Origin of the sequence: Heyndrickxia sp. FSL W8-0496 (assembly GCF_038007825.1) — a bacterium.
GTDB classification, from domain to species: domain Bacteria; phylum Bacillota; class Bacilli; order Bacillales; family Bacillaceae_C; genus Heyndrickxia; species Heyndrickxia oleronia.
The window spans coordinates 3,329,084-3,344,041 of the sequence record NZ_JBBOXX010000001.1 but is presented as its reverse complement, the minus strand read 5'-3'; the positions used below and the strand labels follow the sequence as shown (position 1 = coordinate 3,344,041).

The 14,958-nt window shown below is 35.0% G+C and carries 17 protein-coding genes; 11 read left to right on the top strand and 6 right to left on the bottom strand.

The window, feature by feature from the left end; all coding sequences use genetic code 11:
- Positions 1–58: 58 nt before the first annotated feature.
- The 3 genes from NST63_RS16830 (at position 59) to NST63_RS16820 (ending at position 3,491) form a co-directional block, all read left to right on the top strand.
- Positions 59–1,360 carry a dihydrolipoamide acetyltransferase family protein gene (locus NST63_RS16830; RefSeq protein WP_058002498.1) on the top strand — a complete coding sequence of 434 codons (1,302 nt, stop codon included), beginning with the start codon at positions 59–61 and terminating at the stop codon, positions 1,358–1,360.
- A gap of 3 nt (positions 1,361–1,363) precedes the next feature.
- Positions 1,364–2,776, top strand: coding sequence for a dihydrolipoyl dehydrogenase (gene lpdA, locus NST63_RS16825; protein WP_341043008.1), 1,413 nt, complete (start codon positions 1,364–1,366; stop codon positions 2,774–2,776).
- Positions 2,777–3,359: 583 nt separating this feature from the next.
- Entirely contained in the window at positions 3,360–3,491 is a 132-nt protein-coding gene (locus NST63_RS16820) for a GapA-binding peptide SR1P (RefSeq protein WP_341043007.1), read from the top strand.
- Between the two features lie 81 nt (positions 3,492–3,572).
- Here the strand turns inward: NST63_RS16820 and NST63_RS16815 are convergent, their stop codons facing one another.
- A complete protein-coding gene (locus tag NST63_RS16815; protein WP_058002500.1) occupies positions 3,573–5,042 on the bottom strand; it encodes an aminotransferase class I/II-fold pyridoxal phosphate-dependent enzyme in 1,470 nt (489 codons plus the stop codon).
- 203 nt (positions 5,043–5,245) lie between these two features.
- On the opposite strand from NST63_RS16815, the gene NST63_RS16810 reads away from it, so the two are divergent.
- Both NST63_RS16810 and NST63_RS16805 read left to right on the top strand, forming a co-directional pair.
- Positions 5,246–6,205, top strand: a complete 960-nt coding sequence (locus tag NST63_RS16810) for an NAD(P)H-dependent flavin oxidoreductase (RefSeq protein WP_058002501.1) — start codon at positions 5,246–5,248, stop codon at positions 6,203–6,205.
- A gap of 34 nt (positions 6,206–6,239) precedes the next feature.
- Positions 6,240–6,515, top strand: a complete 276-nt coding sequence (locus tag NST63_RS16805) for a UPF0223 family protein (protein ID WP_058002739.1) — start codon at positions 6,240–6,242, stop codon at positions 6,513–6,515.
- A gap of 113 nt (positions 6,516–6,628) precedes the next feature.
- On the opposite strand, the gene NST63_RS16800 is transcribed toward NST63_RS16805, so the two are convergent.
- Positions 6,629–7,249 carry a YktB family protein gene (locus NST63_RS16800; RefSeq protein ID WP_058002502.1) on the bottom strand — a complete coding sequence of 207 codons (621 nt, stop codon included), beginning with the start codon at positions 7,247–7,249 and terminating at the stop codon, positions 6,629–6,631.
- 202 nt (positions 7,250–7,451) lie between these two features.
- Here NST63_RS16800 and NST63_RS16795 point away from each other — a divergent pair, with 202 nt between their 5' ends.
- Both NST63_RS16795 and NST63_RS16790 read left to right on the top strand, forming a co-directional pair.
- Entirely contained in the window at positions 7,452–7,646 is a 195-nt protein-coding gene (locus NST63_RS16795; RefSeq protein ID WP_058002503.1) for a hypothetical protein, read from the top strand.
- A gap of 152 nt (positions 7,647–7,798) precedes the next feature.
- On the top strand, positions 7,799–8,599 hold the full coding sequence (locus NST63_RS16790; protein ID WP_058002504.1) for an inositol monophosphatase family protein: 801 nt from the start codon (positions 7,799–7,801) through the stop codon (positions 8,597–8,599).
- Between the two features lie 37 nt (positions 8,600–8,636).
- Here the strand turns inward: NST63_RS16790 and NST63_RS16785 are convergent, their stop codons facing one another.
- Complete coding sequence (locus NST63_RS16785; RefSeq protein ID WP_212942096.1) at positions 8,637–8,822, bottom strand: YlaF family protein; 186 nt, start codon at positions 8,820–8,822, stop codon at positions 8,637–8,639.
- Between the two features lie 169 nt (positions 8,823–8,991).
- Here NST63_RS16785 and typA point away from each other — a divergent pair, with 169 nt between their 5' ends.
- Positions 8,992–10,830, top strand: a complete 1,839-nt coding sequence (typA, locus tag NST63_RS16780; protein ID WP_058002506.1) for a translational GTPase TypA — start codon at positions 8,992–8,994, stop codon at positions 10,828–10,830.
- Between the two features lie 30 nt (positions 10,831–10,860).
- Positions 10,861–11,178: a YlaH-like family protein gene (locus NST63_RS16775; RefSeq protein WP_341044211.1), complete on the top strand. Its 318-nt coding sequence runs from the start codon at positions 10,861–10,863 to the stop codon at positions 11,176–11,178.
- Between the two features lie 57 nt (positions 11,179–11,235).
- On the opposite strand, the gene NST63_RS16770 is transcribed toward NST63_RS16775, so the two are convergent.
- Both NST63_RS16770 and NST63_RS16765 read right to left on the bottom strand, forming a co-directional pair.
- Positions 11,236–11,424: a YlaI family protein gene (locus NST63_RS16770; protein ID WP_058002507.1), complete on the bottom strand. Its 189-nt coding sequence runs from the start codon at positions 11,422–11,424 to the stop codon at positions 11,236–11,238.
- A gap of 268 nt (positions 11,425–11,692) precedes the next feature.
- Positions 11,693–12,298 carry a YhcN/YlaJ family sporulation lipoprotein gene (locus NST63_RS16765; RefSeq protein ID WP_058002508.1) on the bottom strand — a complete coding sequence of 202 codons (606 nt, stop codon included), beginning with the start codon at positions 12,296–12,298 and terminating at the stop codon, positions 11,693–11,695.
- A gap of 156 nt (positions 12,299–12,454) precedes the next feature.
- Here NST63_RS16765 and NST63_RS16760 point away from each other — a divergent pair, with 156 nt between their 5' ends.
- Entirely contained in the window at positions 12,455–13,783 is a 1,329-nt protein-coding gene (locus NST63_RS16760) for a PhoH family protein (RefSeq protein ID WP_251337988.1), read from the top strand.
- 155 nt (positions 13,784–13,938) lie between these two features.
- Here the strand turns inward: NST63_RS16760 and NST63_RS16755 are convergent, their stop codons facing one another.
- Positions 13,939–14,430: a hypothetical protein gene (locus NST63_RS16755; protein WP_071976603.1), complete on the bottom strand. Its 492-nt coding sequence runs from the start codon at positions 14,428–14,430 to the stop codon at positions 13,939–13,941.
- Positions 14,431–14,630: 200 nt separating this feature from the next.
- Between NST63_RS16755 and NST63_RS16750 the strand changes: the two genes are divergently transcribed.
- Positions 14,631–14,912, top strand: a complete 282-nt coding sequence (locus NST63_RS16750) for a YlaN family protein (protein ID WP_058002511.1) — start codon at positions 14,631–14,633, stop codon at positions 14,910–14,912.
- Positions 14,913–14,958: the final 46 nt, after the last annotated feature.

Genomic DNA, 14,958 nt, shown 5'->3' with positions numbered 1-14,958 from the left:
TATTAAACTGCCTCCATTCACTTAATTAGAAGAATTATTAATAGGAGGGTGAACAACCTTGTCATTCGAATTCAGACTACCAGACATCGGTGAAGGAATCCATGAAGGTGAAATCGTTAAATGGTTTGTAAAACCAGGCGATAAAGTTGCAGAAGACGATGTTCTTTGTGAAGTACAAAATGATAAAGCAGTCGTTGAAATTCCTTCTCCAGTAGAAGGAACGGTTGAAGATATTTTAGTAGATGAAGGAACAGTTGCTATTGTTGGTGATGTTTTAATTAAATTTGATGCCCCTGGTTATGAAGGACTTCAATTTAAAGGTGATCACGGTCATTCAGAACAAGAAGAGAAAGTTGAAGAAAAGGTTGAGGCTTCAGCACCTGCGGCTGCACCTGAGAATGTTACTGCATCAGCTGAAAATGCAGAAGCAGATCCGAACAAACGTGTTATCGCTATGCCATCAGTTAGAAAGTATGCACGGGAAAAAGGCGTTAATATCCGACAAGTTCAGGGTACTGGTAATAATGGACGTGTTCAAAAGTCAGATATTGATGCATTCTTAAGTGGTGGAGCACCTGTTCAAGCAGAACAACAAACAGAAACAGTTCAAGCGAATGAAACAGTGACACCTGCTCATGTAGCTATTCCTGAAGGTGAATTCCCAGAAACACGTGAAAAAATGAGTGGAATTCGTAAGGCAATTGCTAAAGCGATGGTTCACTCTAAACAAACAGCACCACATGTAACGTTGATGGATGAAATAGATGTAACGAAGCTTGTTGCACATCGTAAGAAATTTAAAGAAGTAGCAGCTGAAAAAGGCATCAAGCTAACTTTCTTACCATATGTTGTCAAGGCTCTTGTAAGTGCATTGCGTGAGTTCCCTACATTAAATACTTCCATTGATGACGCTGCAGGTGAAATTGTTCAAAAGCACTATTATAATATTGGTATCGCTGCTGATACAGATAAAGGCTTATTAGTCCCAGTTGTGAAAAATGCAGATCGTAAATCTGTATTCTCCGTTTCACAAGAAATTAATGAATTAGCTGGTAAAGCACGCGATGGTAAATTAGCTCCAAATGAAATGAAAGGTGCTTCATGTACAATTACGAATATTGGTTCAGCTGGTGGCCAATGGTTTACTCCGGTAATTAACCATCCTGAAGTTGCTATTTTAGGAATTGGAAGAATTTCTGAAAAACCTGTAGTAAAAAATGGTGAAATTGTAGCAGCACCTGTGTTAGCATTATCATTGAGCTTTGATCATCGTATAATTGATGGAGCTACCGCTCAATACGCGCTAAACCATATTAAGCGACTATTGAACGATCCTGAATTATTATTAATGGAGGCGTAAAAAATGGTAGTTGGAGATTTCCCAATCGAAACAGACACTATAGTAATTGGTGCAGGCCCTGGTGGGTATGTTGCTGCAATTAGAGCAGCACAACTAGGACAAAAAGTAACAATTGTAGAAAAAGGTGAGCTTGGTGGGGTTTGTTTAAATGTAGGTTGTATCCCATCAAAAGCTTTAATTACTGCTGGTCACCGTTATGAAACAGCAAAACATTCGGATGATATTGGTATCACCGCAGAGAATGTAACTGTTGACTTTTCTAAGGTTCAAGAATGGAAAGGCCAAGTAGTAAATAAATTGACTTCTGGTGTGGCGGGACTATTAAAAGGGAACAAAGTTGACATTGTTAAAGGTGAAGCATATTTTGTTGATGCGAACACTTTACGTGTAATGAATGAAACATCAGCACAAACCTATACATTCAAAAATGCGATTCTTGCAACCGGCTCTCGTCCTGTTGAGATCCCAACATTCAAATTTTCTAAACGCGTTATTAATTCTACAGGTGCATTAAATTTACCTGAGGTTCCAAAAAAATTAGTTGTTATTGGTGGCGGTGTTATCGGGGTTGAACTTGGTACTGCTTATGCTAATTTTGGTACTGAAGTAACTATTCTTGAGGGTAGCAGCGAACTTTTTGCTGGTGCATTTGAAAAACAAATGACTACTCTTGTTTCCCGTAACTTAAAGAAAAAAGGTGCGGAAATTGTTACAAATGCAATGGCTAAAGGTGTAGAAGAAAAAGAAGATGGCGTAATTGTCACTTATGAAGTAAAAGGTGAAGAAAAAACTGTTGAAGCTGATTATGTTCTTGTGACAGTAGGTCGTCGCCCTAATACAGATGAATTAGGATTAGAACAAGTGGGCGTTGAAATGACAGATCGTGGCCTTGTTAAGATTGATAAACAATGTCGTACAAATGTTTCTAGCATTTATGCTATTGGTGATATTGTTGAAGGTCCACAGCTTGCTCATAAAGCTTCTTACGAAGGTAAGATTGCTGCTGAAGCTATTTCCGGCCACCCTTCTGAAATTGATTATTTAGGTATTCCTGCTGTTGTATTCTCTGAGCCAGAATTAGCAACTGTTGGATATAATGAAAAACAAGCAAAAGATGAAGGATTAGAAGTAGTTGCTGCTAAATTCCCATTTGCTGCAAATGGTCGTGCTTTAGCATTGAATAATAGCGATGGCTTCTTGAAATTAATTACTCGTAAAGAGGATGGTTTGGTCATTGGAGGTCAAATTGCAGGTGCAAGTGCATCTGATATGATTTCTGAGATCGGCTTAGCAATTGAAGCAGGAATGACAGCAGAGGATATTGCTATGACTATTCATGCGCATCCAACTTTAGGAGAAATTACAATGGAAGCTGCAGAAGTAGCTTTAGGAACACCAATTCACATTGTAAAATAATTTATTCTAAAAAAAGGTAAACCAATGGTTTACCTTTTTTTATTTTTATAAAGTAATATTAGGTTTTAAAATACCATCTAACGTTCATAGTATAATTACAAGAGTAATTGCTTAAAGTAAAATGGAGAAGCTTGTATGCATAACAAAAAATTGTTGGTGATAGGATGAAAAAATACATTGCCTTTCTATTTCAATTAATGATATGGAGTGGATTCACTCTAGCTGTTTGGTTATCTGACAGGGATCATTTGATCTATAGAATTATTGTGTTTATAGTCTTTTTCTATTTAGCATTTCTCCTTGCTAGAATCATTGTAAAATCAAATCGTGTTACATTTTTTATTACTTTATCCAGTCTATCCATCTATTTTTTATTACAATTTATTTTTCAAGAAATATTCCCTTCCCCCTTTTCGTAAGTAGTGACTTTTTAAGGTCACTATTTTTGCTTAATAATATATACTCTTTGAAGAAAATGTATAAATATGTTATACAATTTACCCTTTAAAAATCATTTAATATGTATTATTATATAAATAGTTAGAAAGCGCTTTCTTAATTTAATTAGAAAGGGGAAACAAGAATGGGAACCTTAGTTTGTCAGGATTGTAATAAAATTATTGATCATTTCGAGGATGAGAAGGTGACAGTTCTATACTCTAACTGTAAAACATGTAGTGAAATTTCTGAGGACTTGAATAATAATAATAAATAGGCAGCCAATTGGCTGCCATTTCCTTTAGAATAGAAAGTAATCATTTATAAACAATATCCGTTAGTTGATGAACCGACTAGTTTATTTTATTGCCTTATGTTCTTTAATGACCCGTAACTTTTTAAGCTCGAAATCCTCTGGACCTTGAACAGGTAATCCCACTTCAATATTCTTTTGAATATATTTTAAATTTTCTTCTGTAATAATTTCCCCAGGTATAAAAATAGGGATTCCTGGAGGGTAAACCATAATAAATTCAGCAATAATGCGACCAGCAGATTCTTCAATCGGTACAGTTTCAGTATCAGCATAAAAAGCATCACGTGGAGTCAATGAGAGAACTGGTATATCTGGAAGTAAGACTTGTATTTCCACAGATCCTGACAAGTGAGAAAACTGATCTGAAAGCTCTTGAAGTGCTTTGACTAATAAGTTTGCCTCATGCTCTGTATCTCCTGGTGTAATTAAGCAGAGGATATTATATAAATCGGAAAGTTCTACTTCAATATTATAAACTTCTCTTAACCACTTTTCTGCATCATAACCAGTTATTCCTAAATCTTTTACAGAAATAATTAATTTGGTTGGATCATAATTAAATGTTGCTTTTGTTCCAAGGATTTCTTCACCAACACAATATAAATGATCGATTGTATTTATTTTTGACCGTACATCTTGAGCAAGCTGAATGGTTTTATCTAAAAGCTCTTTTCCCTGTGTAGCTAATCTTCTACGTGCTACATCAAGTGAAGCTAGTAATAAATACGAAGTAGAAGTTGTTGTTAGCATACTTAATATAGTTGATACACGATTTGAAGATACTAACCCCTCTTTTACATTTAATACCGAACTTTGCGTCATAGAACCGCCTAATTTATGGACACTTGTCGCGGCCATATCAGCACCGGCTTGCATAGCAGATATAGGAAGGTTTTCATGGAAATGAATATGGACACCATGTGCTTCATCAACTAAGACTGGTACTTGATATGAATGCGCAATTTCTACGATTTTCTTTAAATCACATGCAACACCAAAATACGTAGGGTTAATAACTAAAACACCCTTGGCATCGGGGTTTTGTTGTAATGCCTTTGACACGGATTCTGTAGTAATTCCGTGTGAAATTCCAAGGTTTGGGTCAATTTCTGGATGAATAAAAATTGGTATTGCCCCTGAAAAGACAATAGCTGACATGACAGATTTATGGACATTTCTAGGTACAATAATTTTGTCTCCTGGTCCACAAACAGCCATAATCATAGCCATAATTGCACCGCTTGTACCTTGAACGGAAAAGAATGTATGGTCGGCTCCAAATGCTTGTGCAGCTAGCTCTTGTGCTTTACTTATCATCCCTTTTGGTTGATGTAAGTCATCAAGTGGAGCAATATTAATCAAATCAATCGATAAGGCATTATCGCCAATAAAGTGACGAAAGTCGGGATCAATTCCAGCTCCCTTTTTATGTCCGGGAATGTGGAATTGTACTGGATTTTTTTTTGCATGTTCAACGAGTCCAGTAAATAATGGGGTTTCATATTGTGACAATGAATTATACACCTCTTTTTAGTCAGTCTTGTAGTTGTTTCTTATTGTGATCAAAAACATATGAATTATAGCATTTATAAAGTACTTTGAAAATAAAATCTTCTTCATTTAAAGGAAATTGGGTAATGAAGAGAGAAGAAATAAAGTATATAGGCTGCTTAGCTATTGAAATTGAAAAAATTTAGGATGAGGAGAATATATTTATGAATTGGAATACGAGAATAACGAAATTATTAAACATCGATTATCCAATTATTCAAGGAGGACTAGCCTATCTCGCTTACTCAGAATTGGCTTCATCTGTTTCAAATGCGGGTGGTTTAGGGCAAATTACAGCAATGTCTCTTGAGAGCCCAGAGGCATTACGAGATGAAATTCGGAAAGTAAAAACTTTAACACATAAACCATTTGGAGTTAATTTTGCTATTGGTCAGCACGGACGTTCTTATACACATTTTCTCGATGTTGCAGTTGAAGAAAATGTTCCAGTAGTTTCAGTAACAGGAGGTAACCCTGCACCATTCTTTGACTATTTAAAAGGAGTTGATATAAAAAAATTAGTCCTTGTGGCTGCAAAACGTCAAGCTCAAAAGGCAGAAGAATTGGGAGCAGATGCAGTTATGGTTGTTGGGCAAGAAGGGGGAGGTCATCTTGGAAAAGATGATATTAGTACGCTTGTATTAGTTCCGCAGGTTGTTGATTGTGTATCTATTCCAGTCATTGCTTCTGGAGGAATTGGAGATGGAAGAGGGTTAATGGCTGCTTTGAGTTTAGGTGCAGAAGGCATAGAAATGGGTACAAGATTCATTGCTACCAAAGAATGTGTGCACGCCGCAACAGCGTATAAGGATGCTCTTTTATCAGGTGGCGAAACAGATACAACAGTGATAAAGCGTACACTTGGTGCTCCTGGTCGTGCAATATCAAATAAGTGGACTGAAAAAATACTTGAAATTGAAAAAAATAATGGTGGCTATGAAGAATTAAAAGAGTATATTAGTGGACAAGCAAATAAAAATTATATATATAATGGAGAGGTTGATAGTGGATTTGCATGGGCTGGTCAAGTGATGGGATTAATAAAAGATATTCCTACTGTTAATGAGTTAATCACTCGAATGATCCAAGAGGCTAATGAAATCCGAACAAAATGGGGAAAGTAAAAATAGAAAATACATCTTGAAAGACGGTGATGAAATGGAGTATCAATACCCTTTTTCTATGGATTGGTCTACTACAGAGGTCATTGATGTAATCCATTTTTTTGAAGCAATTGAAAAGGCATATGAAAAAGGAATTAATCGTGACGAGTTAATGGAGAAATATCGTCGATTTAAGGAAATTGTGCCTGGAAAAGCTGATGAGAAAAGATATTGTAATGAATTTGAAAAAGAAAGCGGATATTCTTCATATCAGGTTGTAAAAAAATTAAAAGAATCCGAAACTGGAAGTTTGATTTCAATGAGAGGGTAACAATGAAGTTACCCTCTTCTTTTTTTATGGCTGTTTTTTTAGTTTGTTGTTTTGTAAAAGCCAGCAGGAGGAATTTTTTTTAAAGCAACAAGCTCTAGAAAACCTGCCTTAGTTTAAGACATCTTATAAAGGGGTATTAAATATTGAAAAGTATCATTCAATCGGCTAATTATTTCTTCACCATCCATAGTTATTGCTTCATTGCGAGGAATACGTAATCCACATAAAATTTCAGCCTTCTTTACAGTCTGTAGTCTATGGAATAATGCTAGTAGCTCTTCGTCTGATAGATCCCCCATGATCATTGCTTCAGGCTTTGTGTGGTCTGCTGACCATACAAAATGGGGCGGAATTGATTTTCGTATGTTTGTGATATTCTTTTCAAGTGTTTTACCATATTCTATTTTATTTGGTGCTTCGTATATGAGAGCAAACCATACAAAAAGATGTGTCTCCCAAAGTCCAATTTGAAAATGGGGGAGCATCTTATAACCTCGTTTATTATTAGCAAATGCTACCCATGTATCATTCGGTGGATTAATGGTTCTTCGTGCATGTTTTGCTACATGAGGGAACATTTCATCCCCGGTCAATGCACTTAGGGTTGGTGCAAAATAATTGCCGAGATAGTCTAGTTTTGGCCGAATGTGTTTGATTAATTGATCCATTCTAGCATCTAGGCCATCAATTTTAAAAACATTAAAATCTTCTTCGGTAAAACCTGGGAAATTCATTAAAAAGCCTCCAATAGTGTTCAAATCAATGTTTACAATATTTTATCATAATCAATTCTAATAATTAAATAAAATGCCCAATCATTAGGCATTTACACATTTTTGTTACATGATTTATTTTCGCGACATAAGATATAAAAAGATAACATCCAGAATATTTCGGCTTTTATTAATACTTATAAATCGAAAGGATGTGACGTTCATGAAGCAAGTAATGAATACATCAAAAAAGAAAAAATTTGATCAGCAACGTATAGCTGTATTACGACTTGAAATGGACTATGAGCTAGCTGTCCTATTTGAAGCCATCCAAGAAAATAATGATAGAAAAAAGGAATCATCAAAGAAAAAGCTCATGAAAATTAGGGACGAATTATTAAAAATGAAAGCAATGTAAGTTTTGATTGCGGACTCCCTGTTCCAGATCAAACAGATGGGGTTCGTTTTTGTGAGCGCAAATTTATTGCAATAATAAGGTGATTTACTTGAATTACATAAATTTTTCCTTTAAGCTATGAGTTACATGAGCATGTGATGGAGGCTTGGATCATGACTGATTGGATACAAATTGATACATATGTTAGACAATGGTTAAAAGAAGCAAGGGAAAATATTTTAGATTCTTTTAATCAAACTTTAAATATACAGACAAAATCGGATCGGAATGATCTTGTTACCAATATTGATAAAGAGACAGAGTTATTTTTAGTGAATAATATTATGAAACATTTTCCAAATCATCGAATTGTCGGAGAAGAAGGACATGGGAAAGATATTAATCAGGAAGATGGAATTATTTGGATTATTGATCCGATTGATGGAACGGTCAATTTTGTTCATCAACAGCGCAATTTTGCTATTTCAATTGGTATATATGAAAACGGAAAAGGAAAATTCGGCTATATCTATGATGTGGTACAAGATGAATTATATTTCGTTGAAGCAGGCAAAGGAGCATTTTTTAATGGACAACCAATTCCCCATTTAGAAGTAACAAAAGTTGAGAATGCTATCATTGGTATTAATTCTTCTTGGATTATTTCAAATAGACATATTCCTGTTGGAAATTTACACAATCTAGTAAGAGATTCACGTGCAACAAGATCTTTAGGTGCTGCTTCTCTAGAGTTTGCCTATGTTGCCACAGGTAGATTAGATGCGTATATTGCAATGAGACTTTCTCCTTGGGATTTTGCTGCAGGCAAGTTATTGATTGAGGAACTTGGTGGAGTAGTTACAACAGTCAAAGGTGAAACATTAAATTTATTAGAAAGTAGTACGGTTTTTGTAAGTAATAAGGCACTTCACAATGAAATTTTAACAAACTACTTTAATACCTCAAATGACTAAAGAGGGATCCCGAATTTTCGGGATCCCTCTTTAGATGTTATAACCGACCTTCTTGTCTCATTTTAGCTTTTGTTTTAAATCCGAATCCCATTATGAGTATCAGTGCAATAATGCATAATACAATACCAATGAGACTTTTTTCACCGATTGCTACCCCAATTCCAATCATAGATGCAGCAGCTGCTGCAGCAAAAAGTACGAAAATCCACTTAATGTCTTTCATCACAATTGCCTCCATGGTTACATTCTTTTATTATTTTACTTGAAAATGTCGATTTTAGCAAAGAAGATTGGATAACTATGTATTTGGCGATTTATTATTAATTATGATATAATACATAAGTTATTGGTATACTAACTTTAGTCGGTCTTAAAGGCAGGAGGAACAACTTTTGAAAATAAGAGAAGATTTACGAAATATAGCTATAATCGCACACGTTGACCATGGGAAAACAACTCTCGTAGATCAGCTATTAAAGCAGTCAGGTACATTCCGCACAAATGAACAAGTTGCTGAACGTGCGATGGATTCAAATGATATTGAACGTGAAAGAGGTATAACCATCTTAGCGAAAAATACCGCTATTCAATATAAAGATATCAAAATTAACATAATGGATACGCCAGGACATGCTGATTTTGGTGGCGAAGTGGAACGTATTATGAAAATGGTAGATGGGGTTCTTCTAGTAGTGGATGCATATGAAGGATGTATGCCACAAACACGTTTTGTGTTGAAAAAAGCACTAGAACAGAATTTAACACCAATTGTCGTTGTAAATAAAATTGACCGTGATTTTGCTCGCCCAGAGGAAGTAGTAGATGAGGTTATCGAATTATTTATTGAATTAGATGCTAATGAGGATCAATTAGAATTTCCTGTTATTTATGCATCTGGTATTAATGGAACAGCTAGTGTCGATCCTACAAAACAAGATGAAAACATGCAGGTCTTATTTGATACAATCATAGATCATATACCTGCGCCGGCAGATACGAGAGAAGAACCTCTACAATTTCAAGTAGCTCTACTTGATTATAATGATTATGTTGGTAGAATTGGAATTGGACGTGTCTTTCGAGGTACGATGCATGTAGGACAACAAGTAGCATTAATGAAACTGGATGGAACTGTTAAGCAATTTAGGGTAACTAAAATATTTGGATTCTTTGGATTGAAGCGCCAAGAAATTCAAGAAGCCTATGCAGGAGATCTTATTGCTGTTTCTGGAATGGAAGATATCAATGTTGGGGAAACAGTATGTCCGATTGACCATCAAGAGCCGTTACAACCATTACGAATTGACGAACCAACTCTACAAATGACATTTATTGTTAATAATAGCCCATTTGCTGGTCGTGAAGGAAAGTATATTACTGCTAGGAAAATTGAAGAGCGTCTTCGTTCTCAACTTCAAACAGATGTAAGCTTAAGAGTAGAAAATACTGATTCTCCTGATGCATGGATTGTTTCAGGTCGTGGAGAGCTACATCTATCTATTTTAATTGAAAACATGCGTCGTGAGGGTTTTGAACTTCAGGTTTCTAAGCCAACAGTCATTATTAAAGAAATTGATGGTGTGAAATGTGAACCAATTGAAAGAGTGCAAATTGATATCCCTGAAGAGCATGTTGGTGGAATCATTGAATCTCTTGGTTCACGCAAAGGTGAAATGTTAGATATGATCAATAATGGAAATGGCCAGGTTAGATTAATCTTTAATGTCCCAGCTCGTGGTTTAATTGGTTATACAACAGATTTCATGACATTAACACGTGGTTATGGAATTATCAATCATACGTTTGATAGCTACCAACCAATGCAACCTGGACGTGTAGGTGGAAGACACCAAGGTGTTCTAGTTTCAATGGAAACTGGAAAAGCGTCCACATACGGAATTATGCAGGTAGAGGATAGAGGAACAATCTTTGTTGAACCTGGAACTGAAATTTACGAAGGTATGATTGTTGGAGAAAATACTCGTGAGAATGACATTACCGTAAATATTACGAAGGTTAAGCATGCGACCAATGTCCGTTCAGCTACTAAGGATCAAACATCGGTTATTAAGAAACCAAGAAAAATGTCTTTAGAAGAGGCCCTTGAATACCTAAATGATGATGAATATTGTGAAGTTACACCGGAATCCATCCGCTTACGCAAAAAAATCTTAAACAAAAATGAGCGTGAAAAAGCCGCTAAGAAATTGAAACATGCAGAAGTAAATTAATTTTATAAAGGGGAGTGTAAGGTGTCTGAAATCAATGTGCAAGAACATCTTTCCTTTTTTGCTGGTTTATATAGAGTAGATGAATTTCCTAAATTAGGAATGTGGATGCTTTATTTAACCATTGTTGCCTTATGTATACTTGTCTTTAAATTAGGTTTTGCTCAAAAACTTCCTTTGCTAAAATCAGCAATGGTGTATCTATTTTTAGTGTTAGGATGTACAGTACTCACGTTTTTGGCTATATTCCTTCCAATTACAGAAGGATTAGTAGTTGCTGCTTTAATTTTAATCATCTATAGAATTCGACGACATAATTTTAAAAAAGAAGAAGCATCAAACGATGCATAAAAAAATCCACCATTAGGTGGATTTTTTTATGCAAGAAAATACAAGTCTGCAAAGTTCTTATAAAATGTTTTCGTCTTCATCTGTTACTTTCTTTAATCGAAGTCTTTCGTTTGTTTTTCTAGTTATACGATCATGGCATTCGTCACACATATAGGTGTGAATAGGTCTATTTCTCAACCGTTTAGCTACAATTGAATCATCATCAATAGTTTCAAGCTTTTCACAGAGTATACATTTCACTTTCATTCACTAACACACCTCAAATTCTATTTTAATTAGTATATCATGTAAGTGAATGTCTGAAAATTTTTCCGTTTATTATTTGGGCTGCCTTCGTGTAATTTGTTCCTATTGTAAAAGTATAACTGTCAGCTTTTCAATCCAATAAATGATTCAGCGGTCTAATGGAGTTTGCCGCTCTTATTAAGTGGATTAAAAAGATTTAACAGTCTACTACCGATAGTGATTAATGAATTCTTTACTTAGATAGCAACTAAATTTGAGAAAGGAGCCATTATTTTTGATAATTGGATTGCTTCTCTTGTTGTTTATTAAGTTGTTTTTCATTTTGTTTATTTAAATTTTGTTTAGGTTTTTCTGTTCCGTTCTGAGGAGATTCTGGCTGAACAAGATTTTTCGGTATTTCAGGCATAACTCTTCCAACAATATCTGCAAGCTCATTTAGTATGCCTTGCCCTGGCTTGCCTGACTGAATGTCTTGTCCAATCTCTTTTAATCTTGCGGTGAAATCCGGGTCAGCTACAACAATTGCTTGTGCACCATATGGATCATGTTTTAAACTTTCCGCGACTGAATACTTGATTGATCCCACTTGAGAACGGTCAATATTATCATCTACATCAATTCCTACAATCGCATAATTGCCGAAAACCACAGCAGTTGCATCCTTCACTTTAGGAACACTTGTAGCTAGTTTTACAAGTCTTCTTGAAATATCTTGCCCTGTTTTTCGATCAACTGATTTAATATTACTGTCTTTAACAGATATTGGTCTAGCACTATTTCTATTATTGTTTTGATTATTATTTTGCCCCATTTCATGATTTGCACATGCAGTCATAAATATTATTGTAAGTCCTACTAAAAATGCTTTTTTCAATTTGCCACACCTCCACTTTTAATTTTAGTGTGCAATTTTCTTCTATCTTTATACATTTGGACATATATTTTAGCAATGTCCATCCTCTTCACCTGAACCGGATGAGGAAAAAAATCATATTATAGAATAATCCAATAAGGAGCAGGAGGCATCAATTTGAAGAAAATATACGTACTAGATACAAATGTCTTGTTACAAGATCCGAACTCCATATTTTCTTTTGAGGATAATGAAATCGTAATTCCTGCAGTAGTGCTTGAAGAGGTTGATTCCAAAAAAAGATATATGGATGAAATCGGGCGAAATGCAAGACAAGTTTCCAAATTGATTGACAGCTTTAGAAAAGCGGGAAAGCTCCATGAAAAAATCCCCCTTGAAAATGGTGGAATTCTAAGAATTGAATTGAATCATCGATCATTTCAACAATTGCAAGATATTTTTATTGAAAAGACGAATGATAATCGAATATTAGCTGTTGCAAAAAATTTAGCTATTGAGGAGGGGACAAAGGAAAGTGGCAGACCTGTAATATTAGTGAGTAAAGACGCATTAGTCAGGGTAAAGGCTGATGCATTGGGATTGCAGGCGGAGGATTTTCTAAATGATCGTGTCGTTGAAATTGATCATATTTATACAGGTCTATTAGAAATCTATTTAGATAAAGAATTATTGAATTTATTTTATGAAAAAGGTGAAATCAAATTATCAGAAATCACTCATCATCCTTTTTATCCAAACCAATTTTTAATAATTAAAGATGCATTAGGTAGCTCGGCATCTGCTATAGGAATTGTCGATGAAACGGGAAAAATGGTGAAAAAATTAGTATATAATCAAGAATCAATTTGGGGAATAAAGCCACGGAATGTAGGGCAGACGATGGCGATGGAACTACTATTTAGACAAGATATCCCCTTAGTAACGATGACAGGAAAAGCAGGGACGGGAAAAACACTTCTTGCCTTAGCTGCAGGGTTAATGCAGACAGAGGATCTACATTCATATAAAAAGCTTCTTGTTGCAAGGCCAATTGTTCCTGTAGGAAAGGATTTAGGATATTTACCTGGAGAGAAGCAAGAGAAACTTCGACCATGGATGCAACCGATCTTTGATAATCTTGAATATTTATTTAATACGAAAAAGCCGGGTGAGTTAGAGGCGATTTTAGCAGGGATGGGCTCCATCGAGGTTGAAGCGTTAACTTATATTCGAGGGAGGAGTATACCTGAACAATATATTATTATTGATGAAGCACAGAATTTAACAAAGCACGAAGTAAAAACGATATTAACACGTGTAGGAGAAAAGAGTAAAATCGTATTAATGGGGGATCCTGAACAAATAGACCACCCTTATTTAGATGAATACAATAATGGGCTGACCTATGTTCTAGAAAAATTTAAAGATCAAAAAGTTGCAGGGCATATTCAACTTTTAAAAGGAGAAAGATCCGGATTAGCTCAGCTTGCTGCTGATTTACTTTAGAAACCAATTGATTTTCTTAACCCAAATAGTATTGAACTAGCAAGCTTTTGTATGGATCCAATAAAAAATAGTAATATTAGATTTGCTGCTAAGTATGTATTCATCTAACCAAGCAGTAGAATGATTAGCAAACCATTTTACTGCTTGGTTTTGCATTATTCTACTCTAAAACCTTTTACAAATTTAATCGGGTTATTTCGATTGGAACCATCACTAAAAATAACATGGATTGGTCCATCGTCTTTTAACGCTTTTCCCTCTTTTGAGAATGCTAATATAAGCTGGTAAGCATCTTCTAACGGAATTTGAACATCATCTGAATCGGTTTCCAGTACTAAAAGCTTCGCCTCTTTTAACGGCTCTGCATTTTTTAAAAAAGGTTCGAAACGAATTCCGAATGTACCTGTTAAAAGTTTTTGCTTTAAAAACTTACGTTCAGACTTTAGTGTGGGTGGGGATATAGCCCCTTCCTTTATTTCGCGATCAAAAAACCGTCCGACATTTTTGGTATACTCCTCATTATCATCAACTTCTGATTGATTGGTATCGAAGTATGTGGTCAGATCAATTTTTCGGTCATCAAAAATCCAAGTTCCAGCATCTAAAGTAATAGGAAATTTAACTTTCCCTTTAATTGGAATAATCAATTCTTCCGCCTCCTTACACTATGAAAATTATACCCTTAAAATAATAGATTGTCACATGAACATTTTTTATTTTTCCGCCTTTTGTAAAATAGATTGAATAAAATAAATTCTAGACGTTTCCCTTGCATTTTCTTGGTTTTCAGAGTAAAATTTTTAGATAAGATTGTCTTTTGTATTGTACGAATAATGGGGGGATCAACGTGGCGTCTGAAATTAAAATGGATCACCGGGAAAAAGCCTATTCTCTTCTAAAGATAGACGCAGAAAAAATTTTGCGCCTAATAAAAGTCCAAATGGATAATTTAACGATGCCCCAATGTCCATTATATGAAGAAGTATTGGATACACAAATGTTTGGACTATCCCGTGAAATAGATTTTGCAGTTCGATTAGGCTTAGTGGACGAAAAGGATGGTAAGGAACTTTTAGATTCATTAGAAAGAGAATTGACCGCTCTACATGATGCTTCCACTAAAAAATAAATAAATGGCTAAACATACATTGTATTTATCTTATTGATGAATATAG

Coding starts and splice junctions, on each gene's coding strand:
- lpdA (WP_341043008.1), top strand. CDS start 1,364: ATGGTAGTTGGAGATTTCCCAATCGAAACAGACACTATAGTAATTGGT.
- NST63_RS16820 (WP_341043007.1), top strand. CDS start 3,360: ATGGGAACCTTAGTTTGTCAGGATTGTAATAAAATTATTGATCATTTC.
- NST63_RS16810 (WP_058002501.1), top strand. CDS start 5,246: ATGAATTGGAATACGAGAATAACGAAATTATTAAACATCGATTATCCA.
- NST63_RS16805 (WP_058002739.1), top strand. CDS start 6,240: ATGGAGTATCAATACCCTTTTTCTATGGATTGGTCTACTACAGAGGTC.
- NST63_RS16800 (WP_058002502.1), bottom strand. CDS start 7,249: ATGAATTTCCCAGGTTTTACCGAAGAAGATTTTAATGTTTTTAAAATT.
- NST63_RS16795 (WP_058002503.1), top strand. CDS start 7,452: ATGAAGCAAGTAATGAATACATCAAAAAAGAAAAAATTTGATCAGCAA.
- NST63_RS16790 (WP_058002504.1), top strand. CDS start 7,799: ATGACTGATTGGATACAAATTGATACATATGTTAGACAATGGTTAAAA.
- NST63_RS16785 (WP_212942096.1), bottom strand. CDS start 8,822: ATGAAAGACATTAAGTGGATTTTCGTACTTTTTGCTGCAGCAGCTGCT.
- NST63_RS16770 (WP_058002507.1), bottom strand. CDS start 11,424: ATGAAAGTGAAATGTATACTCTGTGAAAAGCTTGAAACTATTGATGAT.